At 63.6% G+C, this 11122-nt stretch carries 20 protein-coding genes and 1 pseudogene; all 21 read left to right on the forward strand.

Annotation, left to right across the window (positions count from 1 at the left end):
- The first annotated feature begins 198 nt into the window (after window positions 1-198).
- Window positions 199-540 carry a hypothetical protein gene (locus tag K0F86_RS16475; protein ID WP_219135420.1) on the forward strand — a complete coding sequence of 114 codons (342 nt, stop codon included), beginning with the start codon at window positions 199-201 and terminating at the stop codon, window positions 538-540.
- Window positions 537-770, forward strand: a complete 234-nt coding sequence (locus tag K0F86_RS16480; RefSeq protein WP_219135421.1) for a hypothetical protein — start codon at window positions 537-539, stop codon at window positions 768-770. The genes K0F86_RS16475 and K0F86_RS16480 overlap by 4 nt, the downstream gene beginning before the upstream one ends.
- Before the next feature lie 145 nt (window positions 771-915).
- Entirely contained in the window at window positions 916-1095 is a 180-nt protein-coding gene (locus K0F86_RS16485; protein ID WP_219135422.1) for a hypothetical protein, read from the forward strand.
- 235 nt (window positions 1096-1330) lie between these two features.
- Complete coding sequence (locus tag K0F86_RS16490) at window positions 1331-1471, forward strand: hypothetical protein (protein WP_219135423.1); 141 nt, start codon at window positions 1331-1333, stop codon at window positions 1469-1471.
- Window positions 1468-1671: a hypothetical protein gene (locus K0F86_RS16495; protein WP_219135424.1), complete on the forward strand. Its 204-nt coding sequence runs from the start codon at window positions 1468-1470 to the stop codon at window positions 1669-1671. The genes K0F86_RS16490 and K0F86_RS16495 overlap by 4 nt, the downstream gene beginning before the upstream one ends.
- A complete protein-coding gene (locus K0F86_RS16500; protein ID WP_219135425.1) occupies window positions 1668-1931 on the forward strand; it encodes a hypothetical protein in 264 nt (87 codons plus the stop codon). The genes K0F86_RS16495 and K0F86_RS16500 overlap by 4 nt, the downstream gene beginning before the upstream one ends.
- A 112-nt stretch (window positions 1932-2043) precedes the next feature.
- Entirely contained in the window at window positions 2044-2982 is a 939-nt protein-coding gene (locus tag K0F86_RS16505) for a RecT family recombinase (RefSeq protein WP_306823207.1), read from the forward strand.
- Between the two features lie 37 nt (window positions 2983-3019).
- The gene (locus tag K0F86_RS16510; protein WP_219135426.1) at window positions 3020-4801 is read left to right on the forward strand and encodes a YqaJ viral recombinase family protein; all 1782 of its coding nucleotides are present in this window, start codon (window positions 3020-3022) and stop codon (window positions 4799-4801) included.
- Window positions 4802-4832: 31 nt separating this feature from the next.
- On the forward strand, window positions 4833-5543 hold the full coding sequence (locus tag K0F86_RS16515; RefSeq protein ID WP_219135427.1) for a KTSC domain-containing protein: 711 nt from the start codon (window positions 4833-4835) through the stop codon (window positions 5541-5543).
- The gene (locus K0F86_RS16520; protein WP_219135428.1) at window positions 5540-5788 is read left to right on the forward strand and encodes a hypothetical protein; all 249 of its coding nucleotides are present in this window, start codon (window positions 5540-5542) and stop codon (window positions 5786-5788) included. The genes K0F86_RS16515 and K0F86_RS16520 overlap by 4 nt, the downstream gene beginning before the upstream one ends.
- On the forward strand, window positions 5785-6420 hold the full coding sequence (locus K0F86_RS16525) for a hypothetical protein (protein ID WP_219135429.1): 636 nt from the start codon (window positions 5785-5787) through the stop codon (window positions 6418-6420). The genes K0F86_RS16520 and K0F86_RS16525 overlap by 4 nt, the downstream gene beginning before the upstream one ends.
- A 28-nt stretch (window positions 6421-6448) precedes the next feature.
- Window positions 6449-6862, forward strand: a complete 414-nt coding sequence (locus K0F86_RS16530; protein WP_099376061.1) for a recombination protein NinB — start codon at window positions 6449-6451, stop codon at window positions 6860-6862.
- Window positions 6863-6871: 9 nt separating this feature from the next.
- Window positions 6872-7759 (forward strand): annotated as a pseudogene (locus tag K0F86_RS16535) (recombination-associated protein RdgC); the annotation flags it as partial.
- Window positions 7760-7837: 78 nt separating this feature from the next.
- Complete coding sequence (locus K0F86_RS27605) at window positions 7838-8092, forward strand: DNA translocase FtsK (RefSeq protein ID WP_306823211.1); 255 nt, start codon at window positions 7838-7840, stop codon at window positions 8090-8092.
- Window positions 8089-8349: a hypothetical protein gene (locus tag K0F86_RS16540; RefSeq protein ID WP_257572196.1), complete on the forward strand. Its 261-nt coding sequence runs from the start codon at window positions 8089-8091 to the stop codon at window positions 8347-8349. Before K0F86_RS27605 ends, K0F86_RS16540 begins: the two co-directional genes overlap by 4 nt.
- On the forward strand, window positions 8346-8663 hold the full coding sequence (locus K0F86_RS16545; RefSeq protein ID WP_219135430.1) for a hypothetical protein: 318 nt from the start codon (window positions 8346-8348) through the stop codon (window positions 8661-8663). The genes K0F86_RS16540 and K0F86_RS16545 overlap by 4 nt, the downstream gene beginning before the upstream one ends.
- A complete protein-coding gene (locus K0F86_RS16550) occupies window positions 8660-9325 on the forward strand; it encodes a hypothetical protein (RefSeq protein ID WP_219135431.1) in 666 nt (221 codons plus the stop codon). Before K0F86_RS16545 ends, K0F86_RS16550 begins: the two co-directional genes overlap by 4 nt.
- On the forward strand, window positions 9322-9945 hold the full coding sequence (locus tag K0F86_RS16555) for a hypothetical protein (protein WP_219135432.1): 624 nt from the start codon (window positions 9322-9324) through the stop codon (window positions 9943-9945). The genes K0F86_RS16550 and K0F86_RS16555 overlap by 4 nt, the downstream gene beginning before the upstream one ends.
- Window positions 9942-10376: a hypothetical protein gene (locus K0F86_RS16560; RefSeq protein ID WP_219135433.1), complete on the forward strand. Its 435-nt coding sequence runs from the start codon at window positions 9942-9944 to the stop codon at window positions 10374-10376. The genes K0F86_RS16555 and K0F86_RS16560 overlap by 4 nt, the downstream gene beginning before the upstream one ends.
- Before the next feature lie 125 nt (window positions 10377-10501).
- On the forward strand, window positions 10502-10822 hold the full coding sequence (locus K0F86_RS16565) for a hypothetical protein (protein WP_219135434.1): 321 nt from the start codon (window positions 10502-10504) through the stop codon (window positions 10820-10822).
- A complete protein-coding gene (locus tag K0F86_RS16570) occupies window positions 10819-11061 on the forward strand; it encodes a hypothetical protein (protein ID WP_219135435.1) in 243 nt (80 codons plus the stop codon). Before K0F86_RS16565 ends, K0F86_RS16570 begins: the two co-directional genes overlap by 4 nt.
- The last annotated feature ends 61 nt before the right edge of the window (window positions 11062-11122 follow it).

Below are 11122 nucleotides of genomic sequence, written 5' to 3' on the forward strand. Positions count from 1 at the left end.
TCGTGGAAAACCGCATCGGCCGTGCTGTGTATGACCAGGCTGTGGCTGACGGTCGCGCGTTCGGTGCTTTCGTTGCGAAGCGTGATGCGGCCCGGAGCGCAGCATGAGCCCCGCAGAGCTCGCTGCACTCGAAGCAGTCCTCGTCGCCCACGGCGAAGTGATCCCGGCAATCGCAATCCCGGCGCGCGGCTAATCGTCATGAAGATCACCGCTTCCACCGTTCAGCAGTTGCTGATCACAGACGTGGCCGGCCTGGACCCGATCCGCGTCCTGATCGAAGACCTGGCGCCGGGCAAAGGCCTGCTGACGGTCTGCTGCTTTCACAACGCCTGGGCCATGGCCTTCACTGGCTACTGGGGCGCAATGTCCGACTGCACGCTGACGCAATTCCTCGTCGACTGCGACCCGGACTACATCGCTGGCAACCTGGAATGGGCGCTGCCGAAGACACGCAAGCAGACGAAATACCTCACCCGCATCGTGGTCGCCATGCAAGCGGCGTTGCGCGAACTGGCACCCAGCGCCGCGGAGACAGCATGAGCGCCCGCGACGCGCTGCCCAGCCTGTTCACCGCCCCACCGGCACGCGCAACGCTGCGCAAGTACAACGTGTCGATCAAGTTTGAGGATGGGAATTTTGAGGCAGCAGCTTGGGCCGGAAGCCCGAATCAGGCGCACGAGCTGGCGCGAGTAGATGCGCGCATGGCGTCTTGCAGCGGCACGTTTTATGGCCGCGAGATGGGCTGGACTGCAGAGCTGGCAAAAGTTTAGCGGTCGCCCGCGCCGTAGTTCAAGGCGGGACAGGCCGGCGGGCCGGATAAATGCCCTGTGGGATCAGCATGCCCCGATTGATCTTCGTGAGGATCAGGCGCCCGGGGAAGCCCGGCGCCACAACCAACCTTGAAGGAAATACAGCATGTCGAATTTCAAAAAAGACCAGAAAGTGAATGTGAAGGGCACGAAGACCGACCCGGCAGCTCGCCATGGCAAGTTCGTGCAGACGCACCCAGGCGCTCGCGGCGACTTCCTGGAAGTGCTGCTGGACGGATCGACGCAAAGCCAGCGCTTCCGCCCTTCGCAGGTGACGGCAGCCTAATTTCACCCCGGCCAGCCGCCCTGGCCCGTTTCGCCGGCGTAACCGGCGGCCAAGACATGACCATCGAATCTGCCGGGGTGATTACCGAGCAGGTACGGCCAGATTAATCACCTGGTGTCGGCGTCCCATAAGGGATTCTCGATGGTCATGTGTTGGCGGCCCACCAGCCGCAGGAATCACACGCCCGACGGATTTTCTCGGGTCGCCAGCAACCAATTAACCAGAGGAGCAGGACATGAGCTACATGATCACTATCCGCACCGGCCCGCGCGCCGAGGATGTCGCGCACTTCACGGCCATCGGCAACCTGGCCGCGCTGATCGATGCCGCCTACGACGACGGCGCCCTGGGCATCACGGCAATGGTGCAGCCATGAGCGACATGATCGACGCCCACAAGGGCATGAAGGATCACAAGGTCCGGCTGCGCGCTCGCTACGGTGTCGAATGTCCGGAATGCAAAAAGTTCCGGCCGCGCGCAAATGCAACGATCTTGCTGCCGCAGCAGCGCTGCAAGGTCGACCGCTACGTCGACCCGCGCCCGGAATTGACTGATGCAGAGTGGGGTGACGCGTGAACCCGCGCGCCTGGCCGGCCGCCCTCTTCCACCGCCTGCTGGCCGCCCACCGCTTCTACCAGGCGCAGCACCAGCACCACATGAACAAGATGCGCCTGGCCGGCGTGCGCCGCGAACTGGCCGGGCTGGAAGAAATGCGCAAGGAACTGATCACCGCGCAGATCGAAGCGCTGATCGACCTGGATGCATCCGCCGCGCGCGTGCAGCGCCTGGGCCGCGCCCACCGGGAGGCGCAGTGGACGTCGTCAGTCAAGTCGTGATTGACGTGGCCAGCCAGGCCCTGCGCAACTGGCATGCCGGCCACGCCATCGTCTACGCCGTCCGCCTGGCGCTGTTGAAGGCAGAAATCATAAAACTCACAAGGAAAAAGTCATGAATGCAGTTACGCAAGAAAGCCGCACCGTCATGCAGCCGACGCAATACGACCAGGGCGACATGCCCGTAGTGGCCACCAGCAGCGCCTCACTGATCCTGGACAGCGCAAGCATGGACAGCATGATGCGCCTGGCCGACATCATGGCCAAAGGCCGCGCCACCATCCCGGAGCACCTGCGCGGTAGCCCGGCCGACTGCGCCGCCGTCATCATGCAGGCCATCCAGTGGCGCATGAATCCCTTTGCAGTGGCGCAGAAAACCCACCTGGTGAACGGCGCCCTTGGTTATGAAGCCCAGCTGGTCAATGCCGTGATCCAGTCGAGCGGTGTCACGCGGGATCGCTTCAACTACGAATGGTACGGCCCTTGGGAAAAGATCATCGGCAAATCCAAGGTCTGCACCGCGCCGGCGAAAGGCACGAAGGGCGCTGCTGACTACAAGAAAGAATATCAGTTCCGCGTGCCGGACTACGACCTCAAGGACGAGGATGGCCTGGGCGTGCGCATCTGGGCGACGTTACGCGGTGAGGCTGAGCCACGCGTGCTCGAACTGCTGTTGGTGCAGGCCAGCGTGCGTAATTCCCCTCTGTGGGCGACGGACCCGAAACAGCAGTTGGCGTACCTGGCTGTGAAGCGCTGGACCCGCCTTTACTCCCCCGACGTGATCCTGGGCGTGTACACGCCGGACGAGTTGGACGAAGGCAACCGCGAGGCCCGCGACATCACGCCGGCTGCGGCGGCTACGGATGACCGCACCATAGACCAGCTTCCGGAATGCACTGACGAGCTGTTCAAGCAAAAAACGCCGGAATGGCGCAAGACCATCCTGGACAAGAAGAAAACGCCGGCGCAGCTGATCGCAATGCTCAGCACCCGCGCCACGTTCACCGAAGCGCAAAAAAATACCATCGACAGCTGGGCGCACGAAAACGACTAATCGCCACATCCAACAATAAAATCATCGAGGACACATCATGCAACGCGAAAACACTCTCACCCGCGAAATCCACAATCTGCTCCAGGGCAGCGACGACTGGCACGCTTTCCGCTTCGACCACCATGGCGCCAGCGAGGCAGCCGCGATGCTGGGTCTGTCGAAAAAAGTCACTCGCAGCGAACTGGTGCGCATGAAGGCCACAGGCCTCGCCAAGGAGTTCAGCGACTGGGTGCAGGAAAATATCCTGGACTACGGCCACGAGGTCGAAGCGCTGGCACGCCCTTTCGCCGAACGCATCATCGGCGACGAACTCTATCCAGCCACCCTGTCGCTGGGCCGCGAAAGCGCCTCGTGCGACGGCCTGAACATGGCCGAGACCATCGGCTTCGAGCACAAGCAATGGAATGCAGAGCTGGCGGCGTCGGTTCGCGCCGACGCGCTGCCGGAAGAGCATCAGCCGCAGGTCCAGCAGCAGTTGCTGGTGACCGGTGCCGGGAAGTGGCTGTTTATGGCATCTGACGGCACGGAAAACAATATGGTCTGGATGTGGGTTTATCCGGACACCGCCTGGTTCTCGCGCATCGTCGCCGGCTGGGAGCAGTTCGATATCGACGTCGCCAATTACACGCAGGTGGACATTGCCGAGAAGCCAGCGGCCGAGCCTATCGCCGCCCTGCCCGCCCTGGTCGTCCAGACTGAAGGCAAGGTCGTCAGCAGCAACCTGGTGGCGTACAAGGCAGCCGCCGAGAAGTTCATTGCCAAAATTAACACCAAGCTGGAAACCGACGAAGACTTCGCCAATGCCGAAAACACCGTCAGGTATTGCGGCGAAGCGGAAGATAAGCTGGAACTGGCCAAGGCTGCTGCCCTGGCACAGACCGCGACCATTGACGAAGTAATGCGCACGGTCGACCACATCAAAGCGCAGTTCCGCGCCAAACGCCTGGAGCTGGAAAAGCTGGTCAAGACCCGCAAGGAACAGATCAAAGAAACCATCCTGAACGAAGGCCGGCACGCCTTCACCGCCCACATCGCCGCGCTCGAAACCGAAATCACGCCGCTGCGCCTGCAGCAGCCCCAGCCGGATTTTGCAGGCGCCATGAAAAACAAGCGCACCTTGGGCAGCCTGCGCGATGCCGTCAGCACCACGCTGGCCAATGCCAAGATCGCCGCCAACACACAAGCCGCCGACTACCGCGCCAAGCAGGCCTGGTGCCGCGAACACGCCGCTACCTACGGTTTCCTGTTCATGGACATGGCCAACATCATCGGCAAGCCCATGGAAGACTTCCAGCTCGTCATCACCACCCGCATCGCGGACCACAAGCGCGCGGAGGAAGCGAAGGCCGAAGCCGAGCGGGCACGGATCCGGGAAGAGGAGCGCGTCAAGGCAGAAAAGGCAGCCGCCGAAACGATCCGCCTGGCCCAGGTCGAATCTGACCGCCTCGCGGCTGAGGCGGCACAGGCCGAACGCGAGCGCACGGCCGCCGACACGCAGCGCCAGCTGGCAGAGCAAGCCTCGCTGATCGCTGCCGAGCGTGCCGCCGAGCCGGTCGCCCAAGTTGCAGCGTCCAAACCTACCGCCCCTATTGTCGCCCGCCGCGCGCCGGCCGCCGCCGCACCTGTCCCAGCCCCGAGCCGCCCAGCGCCAGCACCTGACCTGCTCGACGCCGCTGCCGATGACCTCTACCCATCCGACAGCGACATCCTCGATGTGATGTTCGAGCAGTTCGGCCTGACGGCAGCCGAGGCTATCGAACGCCTGGCCAAGTTCGACTTTGCCGCTGAGTACGCAGCCCTGATCACCAAAGCAGCATAAACACTACCTCGCCCACCACCTGGAGAAACCAATGAATACAGCAGTCGCAGCACCACAAATCACCCTGCAAGCCATTCAATCCTCGCAGATTGCCGCCATCGGCCACTGCCCGGCGACCGAGACCCTGGCCGTGCAGTTCTTCCGCAAGGGCGCGCCGGCGGACGTTTATCACTACGCCAACGTCTCGGCCAGCGAATACGCGGCCTTCGCCAGCGCCGAATCCGTCGGCAAGCACTTCTACGCGCACATCAAGCCACATGCGGACAAGCACCCATACACGAACATGGGCACGCCGGCCGTCGAGCTGGCGCCCGTCAAGCTGAGCAAGGAGCTGCTGGCCGGCCTGCTGATGGGCCGCGAATACGGCAGCGAAATGGTCAAGGAAGAAGAGCAGCAGGCCAAGGCCGCCGGCCTGATCGTGATCTTTGGCGCCAGCGACGACCTGATGGAGTTCCGTGGCTTCGTGGATGACGAGCGCGGCGCGCCGACCATCGCACTGCTCGACGCCAAGGGGTTGCTGCCATTCCGCGAGGATATCCAGCACGACGACGATGCACTCAAGGATTATTTCGCCCGGGCGCCGCAGGTGCGCGCCGTGGATGCCCTGTGGGCCCAGGAAGACGGCTACAGCTGGACTTACCGCACCGACGTGCCGCACGCCACGTTCGAAATCGTGGAAGGCGGCGAGCCGTACTGCCGCGGCATCGTGATCGACGTGGCTGTCCTGGGCGGTGCAGCGTGACCGGCCGCACCGAACGCCAGGCACAGGCGACCGCAAAGCTCCAGGCTACTTGTGACAAGTTTAACGCCGCGCACCAGGTCGGCGCCGCCGTCAGCGTCAAGCTGGATGGTGGCGAGGTCCGCGAGACGGTCACGAATAGCGAAGCGCAGGTCATGGGCGGCCACACTGCGGTCATATGGCTGGATGGTATTCGCGGCTGCTATGACCTGGAGCGGGTGACGGCCTTAAAGGCGGAAAAAGCATGAGCACCTCTTGCGCTGAGGCGCAATTCCTCCGCGACGTGGCAGACCACGAAATGACCGTGCTGCGTGACGACGGCGTGAGCCGCCATGTCCGATTCGCCCAGCCAGGCACCGGCTGCATGCACTTCGACCTAATCACTTGGCCGGGTTACCTCTGCTACACCGGTGACATGGGCACCTACGTGTTCCAGCGGCTGACCGACATGTTCGAGTTCTTCCGTACTGATCGGGAGTACAAAAAGCGCAACGGCGCCAAGTTGGCGGTCAACCTCTCGTACTGGGGCGAAAAGCTTCAGGCGACAGATCGCGACGGCTACCGAAAATATTCGGCCGAGAAGTTCAAGACGAATGTCATGGACTGGATTGAGCAGCGGGGGTTGACCGGAAAGCTTGGGCACGGCCTGCGCGATGAGCTTCAATCCGAAGTGCTGGACCATGCGGATGATGGCGCCGACGCAGCCTACCGCGCGGCGATGGACTTTGTCTGGAACGGGAAGCGCGTTTTCCCCGACTTTTACGAGGTTGACAGCGAGGATTACTCGCACCGTTTCGTCTGGTGCTGCTACGCGCTGGCCTGGGGCATCGAGCAATACGACGCAGCCAAGCAGTCGGTGGCAGAGGCGGTGCCAGCATGATGGCGCGCCGCGCCGCAGGAGCACCGCCATGACGAAACAGACCTACTTCCTCGTACACGACGAGGCACGGCGCCGGGCAGTCGAATTTGCCAAGACCGCGCCGCCCGGCTGGATGGTGGTGTTTTCCGAGCCGAAGAAAAAGCGGGCCCAGGAAGAAAAGTATCACGCGATGATCGGCGAAATCGCCAAGCAGGTCGAACACATCGGGCGCAAGTGGGATGCGGACGACATGAAGCGGCTGCTGGTGGACGAGTTTGCCGACGAAATGCGCCTGGCCGGCACGCCGCTGCACCACGACGGGCGCGTGACGCCCAGCTTCGACGGGCGCCGGATCGTGCAGCTGGGCGTCCAGACCAGCGACTTCTACGTGAAGGAAGCCGCTCAGTTCATTGAATTTTTGTATGCCTTCGGTGCCGCGCGCGGCGTCGTGTTCTCAGAATAAGGAAGCGCCATGTTTTTCAAGAATTTGCAGATTTACCGCTTACCCACCCCTTGGGCCATGACGGCCGCCCTGCTCGAGCAGGCACTGGCGCCGCAGCAGTTCACACCCGCCACTAGCATGGACCTGGTACGCCAGGGCTGGGCCGCACCTCGCGGTGCCGGCGCGCCGTTGGTGCATGCCGTCGGCGGCCAGTTCCTGCTGCAGCTGAAAACCGAGAAGAAGCTGCTGCCGTCGACCGTGGTCAACCAGGTGGCCGCCGCCCGCGCGCTGGAAATGGAAGAAGCCCAGGGCTTCGCGCCCGGCAAGAAGGCCATGAAGGAACTGAAGGAGCGCGTCACAGACGAGCTGCTGCCGCGCGCGTTCGCCATCCTCAGCACCACGGCCGTGTGGATCGATCCGATCAACGGCTGGCTGGTGGTGGATGCGGCCAGCCCGGCCAAGGCCGACGAAGTCGTCAAGCTGCTGCTGAAATCCGTCGATAAGCTGCCGCTGGAAAGCCTGCGCGTCATGCGCTCGCCGGTGGGCGCCATGACGGAATGGCTGCAAGCAGACGAATCCCCGGCCGGCTTCACGGTCGACCAGGACGCAATCATGCGCGCCACCGGCGAAAGCAAGGCCCAGGTGGCGTACAAGCGCCACACCCTGGAGGCGGACGATATCCGCCGCCATATCGCCGCCGGCAAGCAGTGCACGCGCTTGGCCATGACCTGGAGCGACAAAATCAGCTTCGTGCTGGACGAGAGCCTGGCCATCAAGTCGGTCAAGCCGCTGGAAATTATCAAAGAAAGCGCCACGCGCAACGACGACGAGCGCTTCGACAGCGATTTCGCGCTGATGACGGGCGAGCTGGCCAAGATGCTGGCCGACCTGGTCGAGGCGCTGGGCGGCGAAGCCGAGGTAGATGCGCGGCCGCCGGGCCCGGCCGTTGACGCGGCGCCGGCCAAAGGCCACGAACCGGTGCGCGAGCAACGCGTGGTGCTGGAGTTGAGCGGCCAGGCGCCCGGCACCGTACCGGCCGGCGACGGCAGCGCGACCGATCCGCTGTACGACCAGGCCGTCGGGGTCGTGCGCACGCACCAGCGCGCGTCGATCTCGCTGGTGCAGCGCCACCTGCGGATCGGCTACAACCGGGCGGCGCGCCTGCTGGAGGCGATGCAGCATGCCTGCGTAGTTACCGCACAAATGTCGAACGGTGAGCGCGGCGTGCTGGCGCAAGGCGGTGCGGCATGATCGGCCCGGGCGGCTTTATGGCAGCGCCGAAGGCGGCCGAGCGGCCAACCTACAACACGGCACCGATCCGCTGCGGCAGGCTGAAATGCAAATGGCGCGGCTACGAGGGCGAGTTGGTTGGCTTGCCAAGCAAAAAGTTCGGCGCTGGTGTGACGGACAAGGTTTGCCCGGACTGCGGGAAAAACGAATATTGCTTCATGACGTCGCGCGAGATTGCGGCGTGGGAGCGCCGTAAAGAAGAAGGATGCGCAGCATGATCAACCGCCTCTACACCGTCAGCGCCACCCTGACGGCCGTCATCATGGCCACCAGCGAGCGCGAAGCCGAAATCCGCTTTAAGTCGGACTTTGGCGAGATCAAAGACCAGCCCATCGACGCGGTGGCCGATGGAGAAATCCGGACCGAGGCCGACCTTCCGGACGACTGGACCGTCGACTGTCTGCCGTATGGCCCACGCGACAACGCACTGACCATCGGCGAATTCCTGGACGCGCCGCCACCGCCAGTGGTGCGCGACACCAAAACCGTCGATATGTTTGCGGCCGCGCCTGCCTCTGGAGAAAAAGCATGAAAGAGCACCCTATCCTCATGAACGCCGCCATGGTGCGCGCCGTGCTCGACGGCAGCAAGACGCAGACGCGGCGTGCACTGAAGCGGCAGCCAGACTACCCGATCATCATCGCCACCGACCCGCACACGAACCGCTATCAGATCGGCGAGCGTGAGCCAGTTACTGAGGCAGCGCTGCTGCGCGCCAGCCCGTATGGCCAGCCCGGCGACCGCCTGTGGGTGCGCGAAACGTTCGGCTACGTCTCCCCCGACGAGCAACAGCGCCCCCACAGCGAATGCAAGATCGAATATCGCGCCGACCTGGCGCCAGGCTGCACGGATCGCCCGGGCCAATGGCCGATTGACGAATGCAAGGGCGACCCGGAGCGCCCGCGCTGGCGCCCGAGCATCCACATGCCGCGCGCGGCCAGCCGCATCCTGCTGGAAATCGTGTCGGTGCGCGTCGAGAGCCTGCAGGACATCAGCGAGGCGGATGCGCTTACCGAGGGTGTGCGACTCGACAAGGCCGGCGGCTTCTTTATTGATGGAGCTGATGGGCGACACGCATCGCCAGTCGACTCATCGGCCATAGAGGCATTCAAGTCGCTATGGGAATCGACCGGCGGCAGCTGGGCAGCAAACCCTTGGCTGTGGGTCATTGAATTTAAGCGGGTGATGCCATGAAGCGCCTGAAAGCCTACACCGTGCACGACGGCGGCGACCATTCCGTGATCCGTTTCGCCGCCAGCAACGTCGTGGCGCGCCGCGAAGGCGCCAATGAACTGGACTGCGCATTCGACGAGGTTGATTACTGCACGCGCTCGCCTGAGTTTGACGCTTACGCGCCGGGCCCGGTGCCGCCGCTTGTGGCCATCAAGCATGGCTGGTGGTTTGAGTGCCGCCACTGCGGCCAACAGGCCAGCGAATACAGCGAAGGCCCAGTCATCGAGGATGGCGATGGAGTTTTCTGCTCGCCGGCCTGTGAAATGTGCGACTTCGCTGAGGCGCGTGCTCGTACCGCTGCGGATGTGGCGCTGCTTGAAGTATTCGACGCCAAGTTTTCCGGCGCCACCATGCTGCACGCATACGCCAATCTCGACGGCCGCCGCTTGGAGGCTGGAACGCAGTTCGGTAGCCGCCATAGCACCGGAAGCGTGGTCACCTTCAAATTCCCCGGCGGCGCGGGCGTGGCCCGCTGGGTCTTCGGCGACGAAGACGTGACGGTGGACCGCGATGACATTGCGGCTTTCTGCGCCTGGCGCGGCAAGCCCGCGCCGGAGTACCTGCGCGAGGTTTTGCCATGAACCCACGCATCTACAAGAAGCAGGCCAAACGCGCGGTGCAGCTGCTGCGCAGCCATGGCGATACGACGAAGTACATACCGTCGAGCGAGCCTGGCGTCACCGACGATCCATTTCCTTGGAAGCGTGGCAAGTGGCTGCGCCGGCACCGGCCAGCTGAATATGCCCTGTGGCAGCGCATCAGTGGCATCCCGGAATTTGGCCGTCAGGACTTTGATGGCGAGTGGTACGGGCATGATTCCCGGGTCGGCTGGGTGCAGCATTACGATCACGCCCGTTTGCCGGCGGATTACTGGGAAGGGCCGGAATGGGCGTCTGGCAGCAAGCCGTGGCCGCGCATGACCACCAGCGATCGCATGGGCATGTGGCGCTACGGCCAGATTGCACCAGGCTGGCGGTGGCGCGGCGGGCGAGCAGAAAAGGTGATGCCATGACCGACGACGAAGTGCCGAACAGCGAGCGCAGCCTCGGTGCCGCGCGCGTGGCGGCAGCCCTGATCCTGATTTACGTGGCGGCGACCTTGGCTGGCGTCCTGGCCGCGACAACCTGAAAGGTGAATATGAGCAAGCTTATTGAATGGGCGCCGGTCGTGCGCGACACCAACGGATCATATGCGCATCCGGACCTGCCGGCTATTGATGATGGCGACGTCGAGAATGTGAAGAAATGGCTCCAGTCCCATGGGCTACTGATGCAGATGGCCTGGATGGAGAGTGACGCGCCGGCCATGTTCGATAGCTACGGTGATGGTGATCCATGTGCAATTGCCGCCTGGCAGCCCGCGCCGCCAGCTGGCGATGACTGGTTCCTGCTAGCCCTGCACGAAAGCGAGGACGGCCCGGTGGCATGGTTCGCCCGCCGTGCGCCGGTGGCGCAATGAGTGGGCGCAACCCAGCGCCGCCGCCGGAAACCCCGGCCGAGGCTGCCTACAAGTTGGACCGTGCAGTGCTGCGCGCGATCTACACCTGCCAGCCCGTGCTGTTCGAGGGCAAGCAGCACCATCTGCGCGCCATGGGCGCCCAGGTACTGGGCGGCTGCGTGTCGTCCGTGATTTACCTGATGGGGGACGCGACACCGCGCCAGCCAAGCGAGATAACCTTTTTGGAGCATGCAGAATGATCGACCTATTAGACCTTGTCCGCAGTATTGCCGCCGCCGCGGCGCGCGCTGCCGAAAACAA

It is taken from the genome of Janthinobacterium sp. UMAB-60 (assembly GCF_900095235.1).
Classification (GTDB): Bacteria; Pseudomonadota; Gammaproteobacteria; order Burkholderiales; family Burkholderiaceae_D; genus Janthinobacterium.

Excerpts from the sequence above, each read along its gene's own strand:
- K0F86_RS16475 (WP_219135420.1), top strand. The coding sequence starts at position 199 with ATGAAGATCACCGCTTCCACCGTTCAGCAGTTGCTGATCACAGACGTG.
- K0F86_RS16480 (WP_219135421.1), top strand. The coding sequence starts at position 537 with ATGAGCGCCCGCGACGCGCTGCCCAGCCTGTTCACCGCCCCACCGGCA.
- K0F86_RS16485 (WP_219135422.1), top strand. The coding sequence starts at position 916 with ATGTCGAATTTCAAAAAAGACCAGAAAGTGAATGTGAAGGGCACGAAG.
- K0F86_RS16490 (WP_219135423.1), top strand. The coding sequence starts at position 1,331 with ATGAGCTACATGATCACTATCCGCACCGGCCCGCGCGCCGAGGATGTC.
- K0F86_RS16495 (WP_219135424.1), top strand. The coding sequence starts at position 1,468 with ATGAGCGACATGATCGACGCCCACAAGGGCATGAAGGATCACAAGGTC.
- K0F86_RS16505 (WP_306823207.1), top strand. The coding sequence starts at position 2,044 with ATGAATGCAGTTACGCAAGAAAGCCGCACCGTCATGCAGCCGACGCAA.
- K0F86_RS16510 (WP_219135426.1), top strand. The coding sequence starts at position 3,020 with ATGCAACGCGAAAACACTCTCACCCGCGAAATCCACAATCTGCTCCAG.
- K0F86_RS16515 (WP_219135427.1), top strand. The coding sequence starts at position 4,833 with ATGAATACAGCAGTCGCAGCACCACAAATCACCCTGCAAGCCATTCAA.
- K0F86_RS16525 (WP_219135429.1), top strand. The coding sequence starts at position 5,785 with ATGAGCACCTCTTGCGCTGAGGCGCAATTCCTCCGCGACGTGGCAGAC.
- K0F86_RS16530 (WP_099376061.1), top strand. The coding sequence starts at position 6,449 with ATGACGAAACAGACCTACTTCCTCGTACACGACGAGGCACGGCGCCGG.
- K0F86_RS16540 (WP_257572196.1), top strand. The coding sequence starts at position 8,089 with ATGATCGGCCCGGGCGGCTTTATGGCAGCGCCGAAGGCGGCCGAGCGG.
- K0F86_RS16545 (WP_219135430.1), top strand. The coding sequence starts at position 8,346 with ATGATCAACCGCCTCTACACCGTCAGCGCCACCCTGACGGCCGTCATC.
- K0F86_RS16550 (WP_219135431.1), top strand. The coding sequence starts at position 8,660 with ATGAAAGAGCACCCTATCCTCATGAACGCCGCCATGGTGCGCGCCGTG.
- K0F86_RS16555 (WP_219135432.1), top strand. The coding sequence starts at position 9,322 with ATGAAGCGCCTGAAAGCCTACACCGTGCACGACGGCGGCGACCATTCC.
- K0F86_RS16560 (WP_219135433.1), top strand. The coding sequence starts at position 9,942 with ATGAACCCACGCATCTACAAGAAGCAGGCCAAACGCGCGGTGCAGCTG.
- K0F86_RS16565 (WP_219135434.1), top strand. The coding sequence starts at position 10,502 with ATGAGCAAGCTTATTGAATGGGCGCCGGTCGTGCGCGACACCAACGGA.
- K0F86_RS16570 (WP_219135435.1), top strand. The coding sequence starts at position 10,819 with ATGAGTGGGCGCAACCCAGCGCCGCCGCCGGAAACCCCGGCCGAGGCT.